We start from the raw sequence: 25,343 nt of genomic DNA on the forward strand, positions 1-25,343 counted from the left end.
TTGAGAATAAGTCCTATTATAAAGTAGGGCTGCATTTTAGCGCCATACAGTGAGAATGGAAGCTTTTATAGTAAGTAGGAAGTTAATATGAACATAGAACAATACCATAGACTAACCAAACAAGCCGTTGCTCTAATTGAGTCTGAGCCAGACTTTATTGCTAACCTAGCAAACTTGAGCTCACTGCTTTTCATGGAATTGGACGATCTTAACTGGGCTGGCTTTTACCTAGCAAAAGGTGAAGAGCTCGTTCTTGGTCCGTTCCAAGGAAAACCAGCTTGTGTCCGCATTCCTATGGGGCGCGGTGTCTGTGGTACTGCTGCAAAAACTAACACCATACAAAGAGTATACGACGTTCATGAATTTGAGGGACATATAGCGTGCGATGCAGCGAGTAATTCGGAAATTGTGATTCCGTTTTCTATCAATGGAGAGGTGGTTGGTGTCCTTGATATTGACAGCCCAAGTATTGGTCGATTCAATGAAACAGACGAAGAAGGTCTCACTCATTTCATGGCTGAAGTAGAAAAGCTGCTTAATTCACACGCGAACGACGCATAAATTAGCCCTCGAGTGTGGTTTTTCCTTGGCATGTCACTATAATACGAGAATATTTTTTCTTAATGCTTCGCGGAAATCCGCTCAAATCAGGAACCCTCATGACTGAAAAGTTAAAAAACAGCAAAGAAGTTATTGCATATATTGCTGAATGTTTCCCTAAGTGCTTTACTTTAGAAGGTGAAGCAAAACCTCTGAAAATTGGTATTTTTCAAGATCTTGCGGAACGTCTAAGTGAAGACGAAAAAGTAAGCAAAACACAGCTTCGTGCAGCGTTAAGACAGTACACTTCATCATGGCGTTACCTACATGGTGTAAAACCAGGTGCAGTACGTGTAGACCTAGACGGCAACCCTTGTGGTGAGCTAGAAGAAGAGCACGTTGAACACGCGAAAGCGACACTTGCAGAAAGCAAGGCAAAAGTTCAAGCTCGTCGTAAAGAACAAGCACAAAAAGCTCGTGAAGAGGGTAAGGCGAAAGCGAAACCAGCGGCTAAAAAGCCTCAACAGCCTCGTCGTACTAACAAACCAAAAGTACAAAAAACAACTAAGCCTGTAGAAACGCGCGCTCTAAATGCTGACGAAATCACAGTAGGTAACGCAGTTAACGTGAACATGGGCAAAGGAAACATGGCAGCGACCATTGTTGAGATCAATAAGGATGATGTACGTGTTCAACTTGCTAACGGCCTACAAATGGTTGTGAAAGCGGAGCACTTGCGCGCATAAAGGAGATACTCCTACGCATGAATTGCCGTTCAAAAGTGACACTGATTGCTGCTAGCTTATGGCTAGCAGCATCAGCTCAGGCTCTCGAAGCCAAACTACATAAAGATGACTTGCCGGTTCTCGCTCCTGAAGTTCAGCACGAAACAGCTAGCAAACGAGTCACCTCTCGATTTACCCGCTCTCATTATAAGCATTTCAGCCTCAATGATGATTTCTCCAAAGCGATCTTTGAACGCTATGTAGAATTGCTTGATTATAATAGAAATATTTTTACTCAAGCGGACATCGACTCTTTTAAAGACTGGTCAATTGAGCTTGATGATCAGCTAAAAGCTGGTAACAACCAAATTGCTTTTGATGTTTATAACCTCTCAATGCAAAAGCGTTTCGAGCGCTTTGCTTATGCGTTAACGCTACTCGACGAAGAGATCAAGTTTGATACTGATGACGAGATAGAGTTAGACCGTTCTGAAGCTGCATGGCCAAAAGACGAAGTGGAGCTCAACGAGTTATGGCGTAAGCGCGTGAAATATGACGCGTTAAATCTGAAACTGACTGGCAAAGAATGGCCAGAGATTAAAGAAGTTTTAGAGAAGCGTTATAACAACGCGATGAAGCGGATCACACAGACTAATAACGAAGATGCATTCCAGTTATATATGAATGCCTTCGCCCGACAAGTCGACCCTCATACTAGCTACCTTTCTCCACGTAATGCTGAGCAATTCCAATCGGAAATGAACCTTTCTCTGGAAGGCATTGGTGCTGTTCTGCAAATGACTGACGATTACACAGTAATTCGTTCACTTGTTGTTGGTGGCCCTGCGTCGAAGAGCAAGCAGCTTGGCGAAGGGGATCGAATCATCGGTGTTGGACAAGACGGTGAAGAGATTGTCGACGTGATCGGTTGGCGTCTGGATGATGTAGTTCAATTAATCAAAGGCCCAAAAGGCACAAAGGTTAATCTACAGATCTTGCCAGAAGGTAACGATGCGAAGAGTTACATTGTCACAATTGTTCGTGACAAAGTTCGCCTAGAAGATCGCGCAGTGAAGTCGGAGATCATCGAAAAAGATGGTAAGAAGATTGGTATTTTAGAAGTGCCAAGTTTCTACGTCGGTTTGTCGAAAGATACCGATAAACTGCTTGCTGAGTTAAAAACCAAAAACGTTGACGGCGTAATCGTTGATCTACGTAACAACGGTGGTGGTGCATTAACGGAAGCGACAGCATTAACAGGGTTATTCATTAAAGAAGGTCCTGTTGTTCAAGTTCGTGACAGCTATGGTCGTATTAAGGTGAACGCCGATACTGACGGAAAAGTGAGCTACGATGGTCCGCTGACGGTGTTGATTAACCGCTACAGTGCTTCGGCGTCTGAAATTTTTGCAGCAGCGATGCAAGATTATAATCGTGCAATTATTTTAGGTGAAAACTCTTTCGGTAAAGGTACGGTTCAACAGCATCGCTCACTGAATCATATCTACGATCTTTTCGATAAAGAGCTAGGCTACGTTCAGTACACGATTCAGAAGTTCTACCGTATTGACGGTGGAAGTACGCAAAATCGTGGTGTTGCTCCCGATATTTCGTACCCAACACCAATTGAAGCTTCTGAAACGGGTGAAAGTGTAGAAGACAATGCACTACCTTGGGATCAGATTGATAAAGCAAAATATCAAACCTTCCCAAGCAACGAAGCATTAGTTGAAAAACTCACCGCTCTTCATAACAAGCGTATTTCTGATGAGATGGAATTCCGTTTCATCAATGAAGACATAGAGAAGTATCGTAAAGAAAAAGACGATAATATGTTGTCTTTGAACGAGAAAGTTCGTAAGGCTGAATCGGATAAAGCGGAAGCCCTTCGATTGCAACGCATCAATGAGCGTCAAGCTGCTTTAGGTAAGGAAGCGTTCAAAACATTGGATGATATACCTAAAGATTATGAAGCGCCTGATGTTTATTTAGATGAGTCTGTCGCGATTATGGTTGATCTACTCAAGCAGAAAAATCAGTCATAATAACTGGCAATTCAAAGTAAAAAGAGTGAGTCTTTCAGGCTCACTTTTTTTTTATGTCTTTTCATCTTTGTTTGTATTGAGTATCAAGTAAGATATTCGCTTATTTTTTCCCAATAATTTACGTGATCTACATCTAAAATTTCGCGAAAGTGAGGACTACTGCCTAAGCTAAAAGAAAACGATAAGGATGCCGATATGAAATGGTTCTTTATTTTACTTAGCTTTTGCTGCTTTAGTGTGTTTAGCGGAGAAAACACCAGAGAAGATGAATTAAGTCACTTTGACACGCCGTTTCTCATCGGAGACTGGTATTTAATGAACCCAAACCCCGAAGAGTCGGCTGAAAATTTTCGTGCGATAAAACTGTCATTGGGTTCCGACTACAGCTTTTCTATTGATATTCAAAAGAAAGATTATTCTGTCGATCATTGGGAAGGATTGTATAACGCCAATGAAGACACCATCGTTCTTGGCTTAAACACAGATGAGCCTCAAATTTATGCCTATCGCAATAATCACAATACGCTTGATCTTAATGGTGTGACTTTTACTAAAGGGTTGTCTAACTCGTTAGCAGGCATATGGTCTAGCTCTTATGTATCCGGAGATGGCCTTGTGGCAAACAACATCAACCATATGGATCTGATACTTCAACCTGACTTCGTGTTTATGTTTCGGGTATCCAACGAAGAAGGGGATGAGTCAATCAAGCAAGGTGTTTTCTACACAGAAGATGAATATTTAGTCTTGCTCTATGAAAATGGCGAGCACGGGACCACCTATAAGCTCAACAAAAATGAATTAACGATTGAAGATTCAAATGGCGATATGTACGCGGTACTTAATCGGGTAACGCCTTGATAGCTTATCTTGCTACGACAAATTACGCGAGCATACGGTAAATTGTCAATGTTGTTTAAATGTTAATCAAAAAACGGAGCTAGAGCACTAAAAGCTCCGTTTTTTGATAGAAAGACTTGTATTCTGATACCACAACCCCTACAAATAGCTTATATAGTGATACCAGAACTGCATTTTTGATCATGCAGTCTGGTATTTTTGTTATTCGACATACAAGGATTTATGCTCATGTCCCAAGCTCCCCAGGCCAAATATCGTAAAGATTATCAAGAGCCATCTCACGCGATTACCGATATCGATCTTACGTTTGATCTTTATGACAATGACACCATCGTTACGGCGATATCAAAGGTTGCTCAAAAAGGCGATACAACAACGCTAGAACTCGATGGCGAGGGGCTTGAGCTGCGCGCTGTAAAAGTAAACGGTGAGGATTGGGCTCATCACGAAGTGAAAGAATCATCGCTTGTACTGACCGATCTTCCATCCGAGTTTGAACTTGAAATCGTCACCAAAATTGATCCTGAAGCGAATACAGCACTCGAAGGTTTGTACAAATCAGGCGGCGCATTTTGTACTCAGTGTGAGGCCGAGGGCTTCCGTCGTATTACTTATTACTTAGATCGTCCTGATGTTCTGGCAAAATACACGACAAAAGTGATCGCAGATAAAGCCGCTTATCCATATTTGCTGAGCAATGGTAACCGAATTGCAGAAGGCGAGGCAGAGAACGGTCGTCATTGGGTTCAATGGCAGGACCCGCATCCAAAGCCAGCTTACTTGTTTGCTCTTGTCGCAGGGGACTTTGACGTACTGCGTGACAAATACACAACGATGTCAGGTCGCAGTGTTGATTTAGAAATCTTTGTTGATAAAGGTAACTTAGATCGTGCAGGCCATGCGATGACATCGCTGATCAACTCGATGAAGTGGGATGAAGAACGCTTTGGCCTTGAATACGATCTGGATATTTACATGATCGTTGCCGTTGATTTCTTCAATATGGGCGCAATGGAAAACAAAGGCCTAAACATCTTTAACTCAAAGTATGTTCTGGCGAATGACCAAACGGCGACCGATCGTGACTACTTAGGTATCGAAGCTGTGATCGGTCATGAGTATTTTCACAACTGGACTGGCAACCGTGTCACTTGCCGTGACTGGTTCCAACTAAGTCTAAAAGAAGGCTTAACCGTATTCCGTGACCAAGAATTTTCTTCTGATTTAGGCTCTCGCGCAGATAATCGCATCGATAACGTACGTATCATCCGTGGCCCTCAGTTTGCAGAAGATGCAAGCCCAATGTCTCACCCGATTCGTCCTGACAAAGTCATTGAGATGAACAACTTCTACACGCTAACAGTGTATGAAAAGGGCAGCGAAGTTATTCGCATGTACCATACACTCCTTGGCGAAGAGGGCTTCCAAAAAGGGATGAAACTTTACTTTGAACGTCACGATGGTACTGCTGCGACATGCGAAGACTTTGTTTCTGCAATGGAAGATGCCACCGGTGTCGATTTAAAACAATTCCGTCTATGGTACAGCCAATCTGGTACACCGACGCTGCGCGTAAATAGCGAATACAATGCCAATGCAAAAACTTACGCGCTAACGGTAGAGCAATTTACGGAGCCAACGCAAGACCAGGCTGAAAAGCAAGCGTTGCACATTCCGTTTGATATCGAGCTGTACGATTCGAAAGGTCAAGTTATCCCATTGCTGATTAACGGTGAATCTGTTCATAACGTATTAGATATTAAACAAGATAAGCAAACGTTCGTATTCGAAAATGTCGAAGAACAACCAGTGCCATCTTTGTTGCGTGAATTTTCGGCACCAGTAAAACTAGAATACGACTACAGTGATGATGAATTAGTCTTCTTGATGAAACACGCGACGAATGACTTTGCTCGTTGGGATGCAAGCCAAATGCTATTGGCTAAGTACATTCGTCAGAACGTGAAAAACGTTCAAGCCGGACAAGAAGTATCGCTTTCTGAAGGCGTGATAGATGCGTTCCGTGGTGTGCTATTGGATGAGACGCTTGAGCCAGCTTTCATTGCTCAAGTTTTCTCTTTGCCTTCAATTAATGAAATTACTGGCTGGTACCAGCAAATTGACATCGATGCCGTAGACAAAGTGCTAAACAGCATTACAGTGTCACTTTCTCAAGAGTTAGAAGATGAGCTAAGTGCAACTTATCATACACTGAAGCAAACAGAGTACACGATCGATCATGCTGCGATTGGCAAGCGTGCATTACGTAACCGTTGTCTGCAATACCTAGCAAATACGGAAAAAGGTAATGATTTAGTGAAAGCACAATACGCATCTGCAAATAACATGACAGATACGATTGCAGCGATGAGTGCTGCAAATAGTGCACAGCTTGAGTGTCGTGAAGTTCTAATGGCAGATTATAGCGATAAATGGAAGCACGATGGTTTGGTTATGGACAAGTGGTTTGCACTTCAAGGTAGCAATCCTGCAGAGGATGCTCTTGAAAAAGTAAAAGCAACCATGAACCACGAAGCATTTAGTTTGAAGAACCCGAACCGTACGCGCAGTTTGATTGGTTCGTTCTTAAGTGCCAACCCTGTGCGTTTTCATGATAAATCCGGTGCAGGTTACCAATTTGCAGGAGAAATCCTTCGCCAACTTAATGATTCGAACCCACAAGTTGCATCTAGAATGATTGATCCTTTGCTTAAGTTCCGTAAATACGATGAAGGTCGCCAAGCTTTGATCAAAGCAGAACTTGAAAAGCTCAAAGCAATGGATAATCTTGCTAAAGACTTATTCGAAAAAGTGACTAAAGCACTAGACGAATAGTAAACAACACAATAGGGTGGTCATTAAGGCCACCTTATTGTTTATGTCACTTAGTTTTTACTTCATGAACTATTACTACTTCAACCTCAACATTTCATATCAAACGTTTTTATCCCATTATTCTGGCGCGGCAAGTGTTGTTCAAGTCGTCACACATAACGGTTTACGTTTGCAGTTACCCGCCGCACGATTCAGACCATTTCTTAGTCAATTAGGCATTAAAGGCCAGTTTAGACTAACAACTGACCAAAATAATAAGTTTCTTAAGTTAGAAACTCTGTGATGTATTGTATTTGCAGAGAGTTAAATAGGAATCTTAGTCACAGAATCGGACATTTCACCTCTTACCACCACGATTAGTTGTTAAACATTTGTAATTATGCTTTTACAATGGGCACATGCATTACCTATGCTTAGTTTCTAAGGTAACAACCTAGCTACTAAGTCCCCCTACAAAACAACAATTCTAATGTGGAGTGTGAATATGACCGCGCGTGAAAATGTAGTGCCGGTTCTGCTTGAAAAAGTTTACCAACTGATTCAAGACAAACTCGAGCTTTCTCACCAAACGCTTGTAACTAAACTTGCTCAACACTTATTCAGTAACATTGCTGATGATGACCTGATTCAGCGAAACGAATCCGATCTTTATGGTGCTGTCGTCAGCCTTTGGCACCATATCAATGAAAAAAAACCAGAAGAGATTTCGGTACGAGTATTTAACCCGACCGTAAGTCGTCAAGGCTGGCAATCCACACACACAATCGTAGAAATTGTTGTTCCAGATAGTCCATTCTTAGTGGACTCAGTCAAAATGGCTTTAGCGCGTTTGGACCTTGTTTGCCACCTAATGTTAAACAACCCAACACAGATACAGCGTGATAAAAAAGGCCAAGTTACCGACGTAAACGGTGAGGGTGGTGTTCTTCAGTCACTGTTCCATATCGAGGTAGACCGCCTTACTAGTAAAGAAGAGATGCAAGCGCTTAAAGAAGAGCTGTTAAAAATTCTATCTGACACTCGTTTAGTCGTTGATGACTGGAAGCAAATGGTTGATAAGCTTAAGCTTGTGACTGATGAACTTGAGAAAAATAAAGATCGTGTTTCTATCCAAACGGATCGTATGGACGAAACGATCGCATTTCTTCGTTGGCTAGAAGATCATAATTTTACCTTTATGGGTTACAAAGATTATGACTTAGAAGAAGTCAATGGTGATACCGAGCTTGTTCCTGCTAAAGAAAAAGGACTTGGTCTATTTGCTGATGACAAGCGTGTGCGTAGCGTCAAGCTATCTGAGCTTTCAGATTCAGCGCGGTTAGAAGCGAAAAAGCCATACGCTCTGATCATCACAAAAGGTAACAAAGCATCTCGTATTCACCGTCCAGCTTATACTGATTACATCGGTATTAAGAAGTTTGATGAAAACGGTAAAGTAATAGGTGAGCATCGCTTTACTGGTCTATATACCTCTGCCGTGTATAACCAAGCGGTACAAAGCATCCCTCTGATCCGTGAAAAAGTGGACCGTATCCTTGAAGCGAGCGGATACCGTCACGGATCGTATTCATACAAAGCATTGCACAATATCTTAGAAAACTACCCACGCGATGAACTACTCCAAGCAAATGAAGAAGAGTTGCTTGAGGTGGGTATGGGTGTTGTACAAATGCAAGATCGTGACCTACTGCGTTTATTTGTTCGTAAGGACCCATTTGGTCGTTTCTTTAGCTGCATGGTTTATGTCACTAAAGATCGTTACAACACAGAGTTACGTCGTCAAACTCAACGCATTCTTAAGCAGTACTTTGGTTGCGAGCAAGAGGTTGAATTTACAACGTTCTTCTCAGAAAGCCCACTAGCGAGAACACATTACATTGTTCGTGTAGACAATAACAACATTGACGTAGACGTGAAAAAGATCGAGCAAAACCTAATGGAAGTTTCTACCTCTTGGGATGACAGACTAAAAGAATCCATCATTGCTAACTTTGGTGAAAGCAAAGGCCTTCCTCTTTCAAAAGAATACATGAGTGCGTTCCCTCGCTCATACAAAGAGGACATGATGCCAGGTTCTGCGGTTGCAGATATTGAACGCTTAGAAGCGTTAAGTGATGATAATAAACTTGGTATGTTGTTCTACCGACCTCAAGAAGAGGGGGCGGATTCAAAAGCTGTTCGCTTGAAGCTATACCATCGCGATGAGCCAATCCATCTTTCTGACGTAATGCCAATGCTTGAAAACCTTGGCTTACGAGTGATAGGTGAATCACCATATGAGATCGAGAAAAACAACGGACAGACATTCTGGATCCTTGATTTCTCTATGCTGCATAAGAGCGAGAAAACGGTTGATCTTCGTGAGGCTCGTGACCGTTTCCAACAAGCATTTGCCGCAATTTGGGCGGGCAACCTTGAAAGTGATGGCTTTAACCGATTGGTACTAGGTGCGTCGCTATCTGGGCGTGAGATTTCCATTCTTCGTGCTTATGCTCGATACATGCGCCAAGTCGGTTTCCCATTCAGTCAACAATACATCGAAGACACGCTAAGCCACTACCCAGACTTAGCAACAGGTCTAGTCAAGCTGTTCACCAAGCGATTCGATCCGAAACACAAAGGCAGTGAAAAAGGCCAAAACGATCTGATTAAAAAGCTAACAGAGCAGTTGGATCGTGTAGAGAGCTTGGATGATGATCGTATTATTCGTCGTTACATCGACATGATCATGGCGACACTTCGTACTAACTACTATCAATTAGACGAAAGCAAGCAACCTAAGCCTTGGTTATCTTTGAAAATGAAACCGAGCGATATTCCAGAGATTCCGCAGCCTGTACCCGCGTTCGAGATCTTTGTGTACGCACCAGATATTGAGGGTGTTCACCTTCGTGGCGGAAAAGTGGCTCGTGGTGGTTTACGTTGGTCAGACCGTCAAGAAGATTTCCGTACAGAGATTCTTGGTCTCGTAAAAGCTCAGCAAGTTAAGAACACCGTTATCGTACCTGTGGGTGCAAAAGGCGGCTTTGTTTGTAAACGCCAGCCATCTCTCACAACCCGTGATGAGATCTTTGCTGAAGGCCAACGTTGTTACAAACGATTTATTCGTGCGCTACTTGATGTATCAGATAACATCATTGAAGGTGAAGTCGTGCCACCACAAAACGTTGTGCGCCATGACGAAGATGACCCATACCTAGTAGTGGCTGCAGATAAAGGCACAGCAACATTCTCAGATCTAGCGAACTCTGTTTCTGCAGAGTACAACTTCTGGTTAGGTGACGCATTCGCTTCAGGTGGTTCTAATGGTTACGACCACAAAGCGATGGGTATCACTGCAAAAGGTGGTTGGGAATCTGTTAAGCGTCACTTCCGTGAAATGGGCATCAACTGCCAGACTACTGATTTTACCGCAATCGGCGTAGGTGATATGGCAGGTGACGTGTTCGGTAACGGTATGCTGTTATCGAAGCATATTCGATTGCAAGCTGCCTTTAACCACATGCACATCTTTATTGATCCAAATCCAGATTCAGCCACCAGCTGGGAAGAGCGTAACCGCTTGTTTAATCTGCCAAGATCAAGCTGGGAAGATTACAATAAAGATTTGATCTCTCAAGGTGGTGGTATCTTCTCTCGTCGATCAAAATCGATCCAGCTAACGCCAGAAATTCAGAAAATGTTAGGGACAAAGAAAGCATCTTTAGCGCCTAACGATCTGATTAAGATGATCTTGAAAATGAAAGTCGATCTGCTTTGGAATGGTGGTATCGGCACTTACGTTAAAGCCTCGACAGAAACTCATACGGATGTTGGTGACCGTGCTAACGACATGCTACGCATTGACGGCTGTGACTTGAGAGCAAAAGTGGTTGGCGAAGGCGGTAACTTAGGTATGACTCAGCTTGGTCGTATTGAATACGCACTGACTGGCGGCCGAGTGAACACAGACTTCGTTGATAACGTGGGTGGCGTTGACTGTTCGGATAATGAAGTCAACATCAAGATCTTCCTTAATGGACTGGTTTCAAATGGCGATCTTACGGTTAAGCAACGTAACCAAATTCTAGAGTCTATGGAAGACGAAGTGGGTGAAATTGTCTTAGATGATGCTTACCGTCAATCTGAGTCGATCTCCGTTACTGAACAGCAAGGTGTTGGCATTGTTAAGGAACAAATTCGATTCATCCATACCATGGAAAAAGCAGGGTACTTGGATCGTGCTCTCGAATACATCCCTGATGATGAAACGCTAATCGAGCGTGAAAAACAGGGACTAGGTCTGACTCGCCCTGAGCTATCAGTGTTGGTTGCCTACGGTAAAATGGTACTTAAACAGCAACTTGTTACGGATGAAATCGCGAATGATGAATTCCACGCGAAACAGCTTGTTGAATATTTCCCAAGTGCGTTACGACGTAACTATAAAGATCAAATGGTTAATCACCCACTGCGAGCTGAAATTATCGCTACAGCATTGGCTAACCAGATGGTTAATGAAATGGGCTGTAACTTCGTCACTCGTTTGCAAGAAGAAACCGGTGCAAGTGTTGTCGATATTGCTAACGCATACAGTGCGGCTCGTGAAATTTTCGATCTAGAAGCAATTCTTAAGCAGACTCGTGAACTCGATAATATCGCCACGGCTCAAGCTCAGTACGAAATCATGTTTTATGTTCGTCGAGCACTACGTCGAATTGCACGTTGGTTGCTTCGCAACCGCAGTGGTAAATGCACAGTTGGTGAGCTGATTGCTATCTACAAGCAAGATGTCAATGTTATCACTGAAACCTTAGACACTATGCTGGTTGAGTCTGAAGTAGAAGAACACAATGAACTTGCTCAAGGGTGGATTGAGAAAGGCGTAGAAGAGAAACTTGCACATCAAGTCGCTCGTTTATCCAGCTTACAATCTGCACTGGATATCTCATCAGTGGCGAGTGAAACAGGTAAAACGGTTGAGCAAGCATCGAAGCTCTACTTTAACTTGGGTGACCGTTTGTCGTTACACTGGTTCTTGAAGCAAATTAACAGCCAAGCCGTTGATAATAACTGGCAGGCACTAGCAAGAGCTGCATTCCGAGAAGATCTGGACTGGCAACAACGTCAACTTACGGCTCAGGTATTAAATTGTGGCTGTGCAACGGAAGAGCTAGATGTGATGAAAGCGTTAGAAGATTGGATGGAAACTAACGAGCAATCACTGCACCGTTGGGAAAGCATATTGAATGAGTTCAAAGTTGGCTCTGTCCACGAATTTGCTAAGTTTTCTGTAGCACTTCGAGAATTAGTACTCTTGAATCTCAACTGTTCGTCGAAAGAGTAGATGAGTTAGTCAAATTGTAAGTAAAAGCCTCGTTATTTAGCGAGGCTTTTTTGTTGCTCATCGTTTCTATTATAGCGCCGAGTGAGTTACAGCGTAACGGTGAAGGGAAGTTAAAATAGGCTGAAATCGATTGCTTTAGGGTGGTTAGTTATAAATTTTATTGTTGAAATCTTACTCTAATTGTTTGTTTTATATTTGAAAATATTAGAAAGATATAGGTTTTTACTTAATACATTCATTTTCATTGAATTACGATGAAAAACAGTAAATAATATTGTCCCGTTTATACGGGGCTTTTTTCTTTCGGAGGCACAATGCTTTACCGTCTAGCCAGAACTGGCTTTTTCCAACTCGATGCCGAGAAGGCACACGATCTTGCAATCAAGAACTTCCAACGCTTTAACGGCACACCACTTGATCTCTTTTACCGCCAACAATTACCAACTCGTCCAGTTGAGTGTATGGGACTAACATTCCGTAACCCAGTAGGTCTTGCGGCTGGCTTAGATAAAAACGGTGAATGCATTGAAGCATTTGATGCCATGGGCTTTGGCTTTGTTGAAGTTGGCACAGTAACACCTCGTCCGCAACCAGGGAATGATAAACCACGCTTATTTCGCTTAGTCGAAGCTGAAGGGATCATCAATCGCATGGGCTTTAATAACTTAGGCGTTGATAATTTGGTCGAGAATGTAAAGCAAGCAAAATTCAACTGTGTTCTCGGAATTAATATTGGTAAAAACAAAGACACACCAATTGAGAAAGGGGCAGAGGACTACCTGATTTGTATGGAGAAAGTGTATGAGTACGCAGGCTACATTGCGGTTAATATCTCATCACCAAACACTCCGGGTCTTCGTTCACTTCAATATGGTGAAGCGCTTGATGAACTACTTTCTGAATTAAAAGCGAAACAAGCGGAACTTTCAGAGAAATACAACAAATACGTCCCGCTAGCATTAAAAATTGCGCCTGATTTGAGTGACGAAGAAATCTGCCAAATCTGCGATTCTTTATTGAAAAACAATATAGATGGTGTGATCGCGACTAACACAACTCTGGATCGCACGATCGTAGAAGGAATGAAACACGCCAATGAGGCAGGTGGTTTAAGTGGTCGCCCTGTGCAATCACGCTCTACGGAAGTCGTACGTAAGCTTCATGAAGAGCTAGGAGACAAACTTCCAATTATCGGTGTTGGTGGTGTGGATTCCTATGTTGCAGCCAAAGAAAAGCTGATGGCAGGCGCTAAACTTGTTCAAGTCTACACCGGCTTTATTTACCACGGCCCAGGCCTAGTACGTGATATTGTTAAGAATCTTTAACATACACATCAAAAACCACTGAAAAATCAGTAGCTATTACATAAAAAAGAGGACTTTGTTTCCTCTTTTTTTTTATCCGTTCGTTTGTAAAATTTAAAAATCACGAGTAGGTAATTAAGCGTCTTACCTCTTTACCACTGATTTAACTAGTCAAGAGAGAACGGAATAATGCTTAAACCCAGCGACAAATGGAATTGGTATTTTGACGAGCAAAAAGCTTGCTTAATGCTGGATCTGGGGGAGGAAATGATTTTCCAAACCAATTTATCCCGAAAATTGTTGGTTAACTGTGCCTTCTCAAACAATGAATTTACCGTTGATGACGCCAGTGCATTCCAAACGTTTAATGAACGTATTCGATGCCTCGACATCAGTGAATACCGCCAAGCTGAGTTAACACTGTATTGTGTTGCGGCAAAGCGCTTTCATAAACCTGTACAGCCTAAAAGCTGGTTCTTTGACGCACAGTCCTCAGGTTACGAGCCTGAAGAAGGGGACATGGTCTTTCTAACAAACCAATATTCTGATGGCATGTTCATCGTGTTAGAACCAGGCGAGACGTCGAGCTTATGTGCTTATGTTAACCAAGAAGCGTTTGTGCTTGATGGCAATAAGGCGCTTCAGTTTGGGCAGCCGATTAAAGTAATGCATGACCGCATGGCTTGTGCAAATCACCTCTTTGCAATAACCCCTATGGCAATGGTGGGGTAAACCTGTTTAATTTTTTCTTTATTTCGTTCCTTTGTTTGCATTAGTCGACCTCGTTAGGTCGATTTTTTTTGTCCTTTCCTTTGATACTAGAGCCCCATCAGCCATGAAACTGTATGTTTTCTATGCATGCAAACATGAAGCTGGTCACTTTTATTTTACTTATTTCAATCTGATGACTCCCTTAACTAGGCAACCTAGCGCTTAAAATGACCCCATTTATTCCCCCATAAGGAAAAAATGTAAGTAACTTACATCAATAATTTTACTCTGGTATATACCAAAATCAATGTAAATAAGTATTCACTTCTTTCCAAGGGAACAAAATTTCGTTCGTGAATAAAAAACACTCAAATTGAAGATGTTGAAAGTTTCAGATCATTTTGTTGGTGATGATTTGAACTAACAGGTGGGGAAATTCCTTTAAAAACGAGGCATTGATCGTAAAGTCAGGTATAATTGAAGCCATTTTTTATCAGCGAAAGAACACTATGAATCAATATCTCGCGGTAACTTCAAATGGCATGGAAAATTTGCTTGTTGAAGAACTGACTAAACTAGGCATTGAAAATGCGAAACCAGTACAGGCAGGCGTAAAATTTAAAGCGACAAACGAACAGGTTTATCGCTGTTGTTTGTGGAGCCGTTTAGCGTCTCGATTTGTACGTGTTTTATCTGAGTTCACGTGTAACAACGACATGGACTTGTATTTATCTACATCTGCTATTAACTGGGTTAACCAATTTCATAGCTCTAAACGTTTTATTGTGGACTTTAACGGCACAAACCGTGAGATCAGAAATAGCCAGTACGGTGCGATGAAAGTCAAAGATGGCATCGTAGATTGCTTTGAAAATAAAGGTTTGCCGCGTCCCAACATCAGTAAAGAACGCCCAGATGTTCGTATTCACGTTCGTTTGCATAAAGATAAAGCGTTGCTTGGGATAGATATGGTAGGCAGTGGTTTGCATCAACGTGGCTACCGACCAGAATCGGGTCGTGCCCCGTTACGTGAAACGCTTGCTTCTGCGATTATCATGCGTTGTGGCTGGGATGGGCATCAACCATTACTCGATCCAATGTGCGGTTCTGGTACTTTGCTTATTGAAGCTGCGATGATGGCTGCCAACATGGCTCCTGGCGTTAAGCGAAAGCAATGGGGTTTCGAAGTGTTGGAAGACTTTGAACCAGAGACTTGGGCAGAGATTAAATCAGAGGCTAATGTTCAAGCTAGACGAGGTGTCAAGAAAGTTGACGCTAAGTTTTTTGGCTTCGATAACGACCCTAAAGTATTAAAAGTTGCTCAAGAAAACGCGCGCAGAGCAGGTGTTGAAGAATTGATTGAGTTCGCACAAGGTGATGCTGCAACCATAACTCGTCCTGCAGGATTTGAACACGGTGTTATCGTTTCAAACCCACCTTACGGTGAACGTCTGGGAACTGAGCCGGGGCTAATTGCGCTCTACACCGCATTTGGTGGACAGCTAAAATCTGAGTTTGGTGGATGTAAAGCCTCTATCTTCTCGAGTTCAGACGAGCTTCTGAGCTGTCTTCGTATGCGTGCTGATAAACAGTTTAAATTGAATAATGGTGCGTTACCTTGTCACCAAAAGAACTACAGTATTGCAGAGCGCAGTGCTGATGAAGTGAAGGGGGCTGATACTAATGTTCAAATCGCACCAGACTTTTCAAACCGTTTAAAGAAAAATATTGGCAAGATTGGCAAGTGGGCTCGTAAAGAGAAATTAGATTGCTACCGAATCTATGACGCTGATCTTCCTGAATACAATGTGGCGATAGACGTATACGGCGATCAAATCGTAATTCAAGAGTATGCTGCGCCAAAAAACATTCCAGAAGAAAAAGCAAAACGTCGCCTAGCGGATATCATTCGTGCAACGATTCAGGTGACAGGTGTAGAGGCGAACAAAGTTGTACTTAAAGTTCGTGAAAAGCAGAAGGGTCGCAGCCAATACCAAAAATTAGGTCAGGTATCAGAGACGCTTGAAGTAAACGAGTACGGTGTGAAGCTGATCGTAAACCTTCATGACTATCTAGACACTGGCTTGTTCTTGGATCATAAGATCACTCGTCGTCGCTTAGGTGAAATGGCGCAAGGTAAAGATTTCTTAAACTTGTTTGCATATACTGGGAGTGCGACGGTTCACGCAGCGGTTGGTGGCGCTCGTTCCACAACGACTATTGATATGTCAAATACCTACTTGAACTGGGCGAAAGACAATATGCAGCTTAACGGCTGTGTAGGACGTCAGCATCGCTATGAACAAGCAGACTGCTTGCAATGGCTAGAAAACGCGAAAGGTGAGTACGACTTGATCTTTATTGATCCACCTACGTTCTCTAACTCTAAGCGTATGGAAACATCATTCGATGTACAACGTGACCACATTAAACTGATGAAGAATCTTAAACGTTTACTAAGAAGTGAAGGCACTATCGTATTCTCGAATAACAAGCGCCACTTCAAGATGGATGAAGAGTCGCTGGCTGAACTTGGTTTGAAGGCTCAGAATATTTCTTCTCAAACGTTACCATTAGATTTTGCGCGTAATAAACAGATTCATAACTGTTGGCTAGTAACGCACGCGTAGTATAAACAAAAGGATTAATACGTGCTGATATTGTATAGCACGGAGGGATGCCATCTTTGTGAGATGGCATTTGCTCTAGTAGACCAAATTGGTTTGGCCGAGCAAACAGATATCATTGATATTGCGTTCGATGATGCACTGTTTTCTCGTTACGGCGTCACAATACCCGTATTAAAGTATCAAGATTCTGAGTTGAACTGGCCGTTTGACTTAGAACAACTCACACATTGGTTGGATAATAATGGCATTACTTACCATTCATAACGCACAACTTGCATTTGGTGACCACCCATTGCTGGACAAAGCGGAGTTCGCTCTTCAAGAAAACGAACGCGTTTGTTTAGTGGGTCGCAACGGAGCAGGCAAGTCCACGTTAATGAAAGTGCTTGCCGGCGACATTTTGTTGGACGACGGCAAGATTCAAATCACTCAAGACGTCGTTGTTTCTCGACTTGAACAAGATCCACCGCGTAATCAAGAGGGTACGGTTTACGAATACGTATCTGGCGGTTTGGCTGAAATCGGCGAACAACTGAAGATCTATCACGATCTTCTCGATCTTGTTGCTCAAGATCCGAGTGAGAAAAACATCAACCGTTTAGCCAAGGTTCAAGAGCAGCTTGACCATTCTAATGCTTGGCGTTTTGATGACCGTGTTAAGAACGTACTTGGTGCTTTAAAACTAAGTCCAGAAACTAAACTGACCGATTTATCCGGTGGTTGGCAACGTAAAGCCGCTTTAGCTCGCGCGCTGGTTTGTGACCCTGATGTATTACTTCTTGATGAGCCAACAAACCATCTTGATGTAACAACTATCGAATGGTTAGAGAACTTCTTAAAAGACTTCAAAGGCTCGATCATCTTTATTTCTCACGACCGTGCGTTCATCAAATCAATGGCAACACGCATTGTTGATTTAGATCGCGGGCAATTAGCTTCTTTCCCTGGTGATTACGACAACTACCTAGAAGAAAAAGAAGAGATGCTCCGCGTTGAAGAAATGCAGAATGCTGAATTCGACAAAAAGCTTGCTCAAGAGGAAGTTTGGATTCGGCAGGGCATTAAAGCACGCCGAACTCGAAATGAAGGTCGTGTACGCGCATTGAAGAAACTTCGTGAAGAGCGTCGCGATCGCCGGGATGTCCAAGGCAAAGTTAACCTTAATATCGATGATGCTTCACGTTCAGGGAAAATTGTATTTGAAGCAGAAAACATATCTTTTGCTTACGAAGGCAAGACAATCGTCGACAACTTTAGCTTTAACATTATGCGCGGTGACCGTATTGCACTTATCGGACCAAATGGCTGCGGTAAGAGTACGGTACTTAAATTGCTATTAGGGCAATTGGAAGCGCAGTCTGGTCGTTTACACTGCGGAACAAAATTAGAAGTCGCGTACTTTGATCAGTACCGAGAGATTTTGGATCCAGAAAAGACAGTGATCGATAACTTAGCGGATGGGAAACAAGAAGTAATGGTTGGGGGACGTCAGCGTCATGCGCTGAGTTATCTTCAAGACTTCTTATTTGCACCTAAGCGCGCAAGAACCCCGGTTAAGGCGCTCTCTGGTGGTGAGAAAAACCGATTACTGCTAGCTCGTATCTTGTTGAAACCAAACAACTTACTTATTCTTGATGAACCAACCAACGATTTGGATATCGAAACGTTGGAACTTTTAGAAGAAATGCTTGCCAACTATCAGGGCACGTTGCTTTTAGTTAGCCACGACCGAGAGTTTGTTGATAATACTGTTACCACAAGCTGGATCTTCGAAGGAAACGGAGTGATTGAAGAGTTTGTTGGTGGTTATCACGATGCAAGACAGCAGCGTGAACAGGTATTGGCGGTTCGTCAAGCGGTTGAAAAGCCAGCGAAAAAAGAAAAAGTGGTTGAGGAAACTCCCAAAACAACCCAACCTAAGAACAACTCGAAGAAGTTATCGTATAAGCTGCAAAGAGAATTAGAAGCTCTACCAGCTAAACTAGAACAATTAGAGTCGGATATCGAGGGCCTTCAGGAGCAAGTGAACGATCCAGAGTTCTTTGCTAAACCTGTAGAGCAAACTCAGCCGGTATTGGAACAGCTTGCTGCACTAGAGCAGGAGTTGGAAATCGCATTCGAGAGATGGGAAGAACTCGAAGCAATGCAACAGGATAGTTAAGAATTCAATGAATTGTAGTAATAAATTCAAATTGACCGCCATTGCAATGATGGTTGGTACCACAATGAACGCACAGGCGGCATTGTATCAAGTGGTTGAGGTTTCACCTCAGGATCATGGCTCAAACGGTGACTACCAAACGGCTTATGGGGTTGCAATTCAGCAAGGTGATGCGGGTACAGATCCTTCAACAGGTTCCCCTTTCGCTTTGGGCTGTTTTGATGCGGCAGCAAACTGTACACCAGACCAATTTAAGCTTGCGATGGAAACTCGCACAACACCTATTTCAGCAACACAAGCCGTGGATGGAAATAGCTATCGTGAGGAAATTCCATTTGGATTGGACGCGGGCTTTTATTACATCCAAGAACTCAAAGATTTTGAACGTTACTGTTATAACCAGCTTCGCTATTCTACTTGTGACTCTTGGGCTTCTGTAAACTGGACCCCATGGAACAAAGAGCGTAGTAAAGACTTTACTTCTAATGCGTTAGCATTTGTAGAAGGCGATTCTGCTGCTTATAAAAATGAATATAACAATGTTATCAATCAGCTTACCGAAGATGGTGCCGCTGTCGGTAATCAAAGTAAAGTCAACAGTGAAAACAAGTCGACACTGGAAACAAGAAATACCGTCGTAGCACCTGTTGAACCAAATTTTGTTACAGGTGATAACGACGCAAGCGTTGTGCAAAGCCACGCTTGGAAAACCGATGGCACTTTTACCGTTGGTAGTGTATCTCGAACAGCAAGTAATACCAATGGCGCTCACCACACATCGAAAGCAGCTATTTGGGATCAAAGTGGAACCGTCAGTGAATTGGCTTGGCCAAGTGGCACATCTAAAGATGGAGAAAGACTGGCTCAAGGAAGCATGCGTGACCTTGTCACAGATGGAACAACGGTTTACGGCGTGGGTTACAACACATACAGTGATGATAACTATCTGAATGCTACTGTTTTTGTCGGAACACTAGAGGCAGAAGGTAGCGTTGAAAACGCAACTTGGAAAAACAAAGTTGTTGTAGGAGCTAGACAGCGTGAAGGTGATGATACGGTTCATACAAACTCACGATTAACCGATGTTAACTCAAATTTTGTTGCTATTGGTGAAGCAAAACGTTCCGGCGGATATCTAATGCCAACGGGCTCTGCTCCAAATCGTCTCTTTATCGTAAATGATGTTCGTAAGGATTCTATTAACGCTTTTTACCCAACTACAGGTATTTTCTTTAGCGGTGCGGGCGGTAAGATGGGCGGGATCAACTCTTACAATGAAATTGTCGGACAGCTCGATGCGGAAACGACACGTGAAGACGATGGTAAGCCACGTCGTAAGCGCGGTTTTATCTACCCATATAGTGTAGGTGGTGAGACTAGTGAACGTGCTTCAACACTATTTAATGGAAAAGCTTGGTTCCTAGATAGTTTGACTAATGGCGGTGACTACTCTGAACAAAACAACCAGTTCCGTATTCTTGACGCAACCGATATCAACGATGCAGGTGTGATTTCTGGTACCGCGATGAAATGTGCTGGCGGTTACAGTACAACAGCAAACAATGCGACATGTAGTTCTGATGAACAAATCGTAGCTGTAAAATTGGTGCCTATTGCAGGTGCGACTGAGAAGGACATTGTGTCTCGAAGCGTTGACTCAACGACAACAGAGCGTCAAGGTGCAGGCCTTGGTTGGTTAGCTTTGACCATGCTTGGATTGTTTGGGTTCCGTAGAAAATAGTCAAAAATCGTCAGTAATTTTTAAATCAAGCAGAGGCTCACACATTTGAGCCTCTGCTTTTTTTATGCCTTGAGAAATCACTCAACTTGATCGATTCTTATAAGTGGAGTCATAAAAACTCCATCAAAGTTTCACAATAACAGCTGTACGTTAGTAAATGGACCTGTATGAGGAATTAACTATGAAGAGACAAAAGCGTGATCGCCTAGAACGAGCTCAATCTCAAGGCTATAAAGCTGGGTTGAATGGAAGGTCTCAAGAGGCTTGCCCATATCAACAAGTTGATGCTCGGTCGTATTGGTTAGGTGGTTGGCGTGATGCCAGAGATGAAAGACAATCTGGTCTCTACAAATAAACTCTCCACATACAAAAAGAAGGATTCGAAAGGGCTCTACGGAGCCTTTTCTACATTTATAGACTAGGCAAACAAAAAGGCCCCTAAATAGGAGCCTTTATAAATCGATTAAAGTCGTGATTAGAAGTTTGAAGTGTCTTGGAACAAACCAACTTTCAAATCTTTCGCAACGTAGATTTCTTTGCCATCTACGCATACACGACCGTCAGCCAAACCCATTACCAGCTTACGGTTTACGACGCGTTTCATATGGATTTCGTAGGTTACTTTTTTCGCCGTCGGTAAGATTTGGCCTGTAAACTTCACTTCACCAACACCTAGAGCGCGACCTTTACCTTTACCGCCAACCCAGCCAAGGAAGAAGCCAACAAGTTGCCACATCGCGTCAAGGCCAAGACAGCCAGGCATTACCGGGTCACCAGGGAAGTGGCAATCAAAGAACCACAAATCTGGAGTAATATCCAATTCCGCCAAGATCAAACCTTTACCAAAATCGCCCTCTGTCTCAGACATTTTAGTAATACGATCCATCATTAGCATGTTTGGTGCAGGAAGCTGAGGGTAACCTGGTCCAAATAGCTCACCCTGGCTAGAAGCAAGTAGATCGTCACGGTTATAAGAATCACGTTTGTTTTGCATTATCAATTACTCCAATTTTTGATAGCTGCATCTTAGTGAACACGTGTACGCTAAACAACTCCGATCAGTACTAGACAAACCAGTTTTTGATGCGCTGCACAATTCCTTCTGGATGCTCATGTCTTTCAAAGTTTTCAATACGTTCCGCTATTTTGCCAATAATGCTATCGTCTTCGCCTCTGAAGGGTTTATTCATAACAATCGGAATAGCTTCATCTACCGTAGAGACGGACCAAATATGGAACTCACCATTTTTAATGCTTTCTATTACATCTTTATGTAATGCAAGGTGTTTAAGGTTTGATTTCGGCATGACAACGCCTTGATTTCCCGTAAAACCCTGATGTTTACAAACCTGATAAAAACCTTCAATTTTCTCGTTCAAGCCACCGACTGCTTGCACTCGACCAAACTGATCGACGGCTCCTGTAACCGCAACTTGTTGATTAATTGGAGATTCAGATAACGCACTCACCAAGCAACAAAGTTCTGCGAGAGATGCGCTGTCACCGTCAACTTCACTATAAGACTGTTCAAATACAATCGAGGCGGAGTAAGGCAGTGGTTCATCCAGTTTTAGAGCAGAGCTTAAGAAAGCTTGCATAATCATCATGCCTTTCGCATGCAGATTGCCTCCAAGCTCAGCTTTGCGCTCAACATCGGAAACATCGCCATCACCAAAGTGAATTACACACGATATTCTGGCAGGCTCACCATAGCTGACAGGGTGTCCAGCCATATCGATGACGGTTAGGCCATTGATTTGACCAACTTGTTCCCCAGTTGTCTCAATAATGACTTGTCCATCTAAAATATCGTACACGGCACGCTGAGGAAGATAGGATTCGCGATAATACTTGTCGTCAATCGCTTTATCTAATGACTCGTAATCTAATGTTTGGCCATCACTGAACTGGCTGGCAAGTGTTAGAAGTTGAGAATGCCACATTACACCTAACGGCAAATAATGTTGATCTTCAGTAAATCTCATACCAGCTAGCAACAGTCTTCTAAAGCCACATTCCGTTAAGTGAGGCAGCTGATATTGAGAACATATCCAGTTCACCAAACCAAAGTAATCTGTCAAATTCTGCTCTGACAAATGAATATCTTCTTCAACTTCGGTATACATGGCAAAGCCTGAACAAAAGTCCTCGTCGATATATTCTAGCTCTGCTAACTGACTTCTTTCCCCAGTTACAATCAGTTTTACATCATAAGCTTTAGATGGCGGTACTGAAGTAGGTAAGCGAGTAGGGCTTAGGTTCAGTGGCTCGATAAGGTTTTGTTGAATTGCAGACTTTATATTCGGCCAAAGTCCCGGGTTAGCCAGAATGAGATTAGCAGGTACAATCAAATAACCGTCGTCAGCTTGTGAAATCAAGCCAGGTTGGAAGGCAATATCACCACTTACATCAACACTGTAACGGTCAAATAAACGTTTGGCATCAAGTGATTCCGACAAAACAATCGCAGCGTTAGAATGACTCTGAAGAGCTTTACTGATGAACTCTCTATAGACAGAATTATCGACGCAGTTAATGAGTAGCACGCGTGTCAATCCCGACATTTTGGAAAAGCGAGATATCGTTGCCGACATCCTCGGTTGAAGATCAGTAAAAGACTTCTTTGGTAACGAAGGTGCAGACTTTAAAAGTGCTTCGTACTGCTCAAGTGAAGGTGTTACGTCTTGCCAATTAAGTTGGTTCATTAAAATTCATCGTAATTCAATCTTGCCGACATTATAACGAAATGGACTATAACACCCTAGCACCAATTTGGTTCGCTCACGGCATTCAACACTCAATGAACAATACTTAGACAAATGAGTGATCAACATCGATACTTCTAAGAGTTTTATTTGCCCAAGTAAATTATCTGGGTTACGCTGTCACTAGGTTATGTTTATGGGTCGGAATAAATGAAATATCAGCAGCTTGAGAATCTAGAGTGTGGGTGGAAATGGAAGTATCTCATCAAGAAATGGAAAGATGGTGAAGCGATTACCCGACATATTGATACAAGTGAAGCAGATGCCGCGGTTGCAGAGCTAAAACGCCTTGAACACGAACCTACGCTTGTATTAGCTTGGATAGAAAACCACATGTCAGAAGAGTTGGACAACAAACTCAAGCAGGCTATCCGAGCGAAAAGGAAGCGTCATTTCAATGCAGAGCAAGTCCATACAAAGAAAAAGTCCATTGACTTAGATTATCGAGTTTGGGAAAAGCTTTCTAGCAGAGCAACCGAGCTCGGTTGTACATTATCTGACGCAATTGAATATCTACTTTCTGAAGCATCGAGAAGTGAAAAAGCGAGTCAAAAAGTTACCTCGATCAAAGAGGATTTGAGTAAATTGCTATCTAGCTAGGATAGGGAGTGCCAAATGTTATATGTAATCTTAATTGCTGCCATCGTAATCTTTTGGTTGATCGCAGTTGATAGACCAGTGCTAAAAGTAAAGTTTGATAACGGCCATATCAGTAACGTAAAAGGGCATCTACCACCTTCTTTCAAACATAACTTACAAGATATTAGTGAACATAATCCGTTTAGTGGTGAAATGAAGGTATATAGCCAACGAACTGGCATGCGTTTGAGCTTTTCCAAGGACGTTCCCAAAAAAATCCAACAGCGGATTCGCAACGTTTTTCCGCATCAAGGTTTCAAAGCGAGCAAAGGCAAGAAGCGAGCTTAATTACATATCAGTTACTTAATCGTGTTAAATGGGACGCAATATAGCGTCCCATTTTCGTATCTATAGAAAAATTATTTATCATTGATTAATCAATAAGATAAACGGACTTAAACTATGCGATACGTTGTAACTTTAATGGTCTTTCTCTTTGTAAGTGTTTCAGCTTTGTCTGACGACTCGGAAACGAATCCATTGGCTAAAAAGATTAAAACTAAGATTCAAAGGAAAGCAGACAATAAATTTGATGACTACCAAGGTTATTGTGATGTCATGATAGAGATGGAACACAAAGGTAAAAAAGCAGTAATAAAAAGAGTAACCAGTAGTGGTGACAAAAAAGTTTGTCGGTATGTGAAATCCAACTTGAGGAAAGGAAAACGCTATCGTTATAAATATCCAGAAAAGTATATTCGGCTTCATATAGCCACAGGTTCGTGATTTCAATGTTGATTAGAAGCATCGGGCAGCAAGAGCGCAAAGCTTTCAGACTCGATGAACTAGATGAAAATGAAGTGGCTCTCGTGTAATTGGTTGGGAATGCAGATCGCAATAATAATCCGCAGATAAAAGCAGTATGGGAAGGAATAGCAAAAAAGTATAACGGACTTGGATTATCAAGCATTTCAATGGTTTGTGCCGGATTGGCCTTAGTGATTGCAAGTCCACAGGAACCACTATTGCAGTGCGCATTATATGTGTTATGTTAAATTGAATGTGCTCGTACGCCAAATGTTGCCAATGAGCGCTCCTATCCCCTGTGGATTTGAAATTT

At 42.5% G+C, this 25,343-nt stretch carries 19 protein-coding genes and 1 pseudogene; 18 read left to right on the forward strand and 2 right to left on the reverse strand.

The window, feature by feature from the left end:
- Positions 1–87 precede the first annotated feature (87 nt).
- The 14 genes from L3V27_RS08900 to rmf all read left to right on the forward strand — a co-directional run bounded on the left by L3V27_RS08900 (position 88) and on the right by rmf (position 21,234).
- Positions 88–561, forward strand: coding sequence for a GAF domain-containing protein (locus tag L3V27_RS08900; RefSeq protein WP_065646467.1), 474 nt, complete (start codon positions 88–90; stop codon positions 559–561).
- A gap of 98 nt (positions 562–659) precedes the next feature.
- On the forward strand, positions 660–1,286 hold the full coding sequence (proQ, locus tag L3V27_RS08905) for an RNA chaperone ProQ (RefSeq protein WP_046876216.1): 627 nt from the start codon (positions 660–662) through the stop codon (positions 1,284–1,286).
- Positions 1,287–1,303: 17 nt separating this feature from the next.
- A complete protein-coding gene (prc, locus tag L3V27_RS08910) occupies positions 1,304–3,310 on the forward strand; it encodes a carboxy terminal-processing peptidase (protein ID WP_225461688.1) in 2,007 nt (668 codons plus the stop codon).
- 195 nt (positions 3,311–3,505) lie between these two features.
- Positions 3,506–4,171, forward strand: a complete 666-nt coding sequence (locus L3V27_RS08915; protein ID WP_005396553.1) for a hypothetical protein — start codon at positions 3,506–3,508, stop codon at positions 4,169–4,171.
- A 228-nt stretch (positions 4,172–4,399) separates the two neighbouring features.
- A complete protein-coding gene (gene pepN / locus L3V27_RS08920) occupies positions 4,400–7,006 on the forward strand; it encodes an aminopeptidase N (RefSeq protein ID WP_237311654.1) in 2,607 nt (868 codons plus the stop codon).
- A gap of 64 nt (positions 7,007–7,070) precedes the next feature.
- Positions 7,071–7,289 carry a DUF2835 domain-containing protein gene (locus tag L3V27_RS08925; RefSeq protein WP_046876238.1) on the forward strand — a complete coding sequence of 73 codons (219 nt, stop codon included), beginning with the start codon at positions 7,071–7,073 and terminating at the stop codon, positions 7,287–7,289.
- A 201-nt stretch (positions 7,290–7,490) separates the two neighbouring features.
- Positions 7,491–12,332 (forward strand): NAD-glutamate dehydrogenase, encoded by a 4,842-nt coding sequence (locus tag L3V27_RS08930; protein ID WP_237311655.1) that lies wholly within the window; start codon positions 7,491–7,493, stop codon positions 12,330–12,332.
- A gap of 314 nt (positions 12,333–12,646) precedes the next feature.
- Positions 12,647–13,657: a quinone-dependent dihydroorotate dehydrogenase gene (gene pyrD / locus L3V27_RS08935; RefSeq protein ID WP_006743218.1), complete on the forward strand. Its 1,011-nt coding sequence runs from the start codon at positions 12,647–12,649 to the stop codon at positions 13,655–13,657.
- A 168-nt stretch (positions 13,658–13,825) separates the two neighbouring features.
- On the forward strand, positions 13,826–14,368 hold the full coding sequence (locus L3V27_RS08940; RefSeq protein ID WP_005396505.1) for a cell division protein ZapC: 543 nt from the start codon (positions 13,826–13,828) through the stop codon (positions 14,366–14,368).
- A 488-nt stretch (positions 14,369–14,856) separates the two neighbouring features.
- Entirely contained in the window at positions 14,857–16,977 is a 2,121-nt protein-coding gene (gene rlmKL / locus L3V27_RS08945; protein ID WP_237311656.1) for a bifunctional 23S rRNA (guanine(2069)-N(7))-methyltransferase RlmK/23S rRNA (guanine(2445)-N(2))-methyltransferase RlmL, read from the forward strand.
- Positions 16,978–16,998: 21 nt separating this feature from the next.
- A complete protein-coding gene (locus L3V27_RS08950) occupies positions 16,999–17,241 on the forward strand; it encodes a glutaredoxin family protein (RefSeq protein WP_074190119.1) in 243 nt (80 codons plus the stop codon).
- Positions 17,219–19,138, forward strand: a complete 1,920-nt coding sequence (locus L3V27_RS08955) for an ABC transporter ATP-binding protein (protein WP_006743219.1) — start codon at positions 17,219–17,221, stop codon at positions 19,136–19,138. The genes L3V27_RS08950 and L3V27_RS08955 overlap by 23 nt, the downstream gene beginning before the upstream one ends.
- A gap of 7 nt (positions 19,139–19,145) precedes the next feature.
- Positions 19,146–20,879, forward strand: a complete 1,734-nt coding sequence (locus tag L3V27_RS08960) for a DUF3466 family protein (RefSeq protein ID WP_006743220.1) — start codon at positions 19,146–19,148, stop codon at positions 20,877–20,879.
- A gap of 181 nt (positions 20,880–21,060) precedes the next feature.
- The gene (gene rmf, locus L3V27_RS08965; protein ID WP_005377453.1) at positions 21,061–21,234 is read left to right on the forward strand and encodes a ribosome modulation factor; all 174 of its coding nucleotides are present in this window, start codon (positions 21,061–21,063) and stop codon (positions 21,232–21,234) included.
- 120 nt (positions 21,235–21,354) lie between these two features.
- On the opposite strand, the gene fabA is transcribed toward rmf, so the two are convergent.
- Positions 21,355–21,873: a bifunctional 3-hydroxydecanoyl-ACP dehydratase/trans-2-decenoyl-ACP isomerase gene (gene fabA / locus L3V27_RS08970; RefSeq protein WP_005396499.1), complete on the reverse strand. Its 519-nt coding sequence runs from the start codon at positions 21,871–21,873 to the stop codon at positions 21,355–21,357.
- A 70-nt stretch (positions 21,874–21,943) separates the two neighbouring features.
- Positions 21,944–23,584 (reverse strand): Lon protease family protein, encoded by a 1,641-nt coding sequence (locus tag L3V27_RS08975; RefSeq protein ID WP_012841810.1) that lies wholly within the window; start codon positions 23,582–23,584, stop codon positions 21,944–21,946.
- A 210-nt stretch (positions 23,585–23,794) separates the two neighbouring features.
- On the opposite strand from L3V27_RS08975, the gene matP reads away from it, so the two are divergent.
- From matP to L3V27_RS08995, 4 genes and pseudogenes are all read left to right on the forward strand, one after another.
- Positions 23,795–24,244 (forward strand): macrodomain Ter protein MatP, encoded by a 450-nt coding sequence (matP, locus tag L3V27_RS08980; RefSeq protein WP_053807434.1) that lies wholly within the window; start codon positions 23,795–23,797, stop codon positions 24,242–24,244.
- A gap of 15 nt (positions 24,245–24,259) precedes the next feature.
- A complete protein-coding gene (locus L3V27_RS08985) occupies positions 24,260–24,571 on the forward strand; it encodes a DUF3634 family protein (protein ID WP_005396496.1) in 312 nt (103 codons plus the stop codon).
- A gap of 114 nt (positions 24,572–24,685) precedes the next feature.
- Positions 24,686–25,009 carry a hypothetical protein gene (locus L3V27_RS08990; protein ID WP_237311657.1) on the forward strand — a complete coding sequence of 108 codons (324 nt, stop codon included), beginning with the start codon at positions 24,686–24,688 and terminating at the stop codon, positions 25,007–25,009.
- A gap of 65 nt (positions 25,010–25,074) precedes the next feature.
- A pseudogene (locus L3V27_RS08995) lies at positions 25,075–25,278 on the forward strand (DUF3693 domain-containing protein); the annotation flags it as partial.
- Between the last annotated feature and the right edge of the window lie 65 nt (positions 25,279–25,343).

It is taken from the genome of Vibrio sp. J2-3(2022) (genome assembly GCF_021725735.1).
Taxonomy (GTDB): domain Bacteria; phylum Pseudomonadota; class Gammaproteobacteria; order Enterobacterales; family Vibrionaceae; genus Vibrio; species Vibrio diabolicus.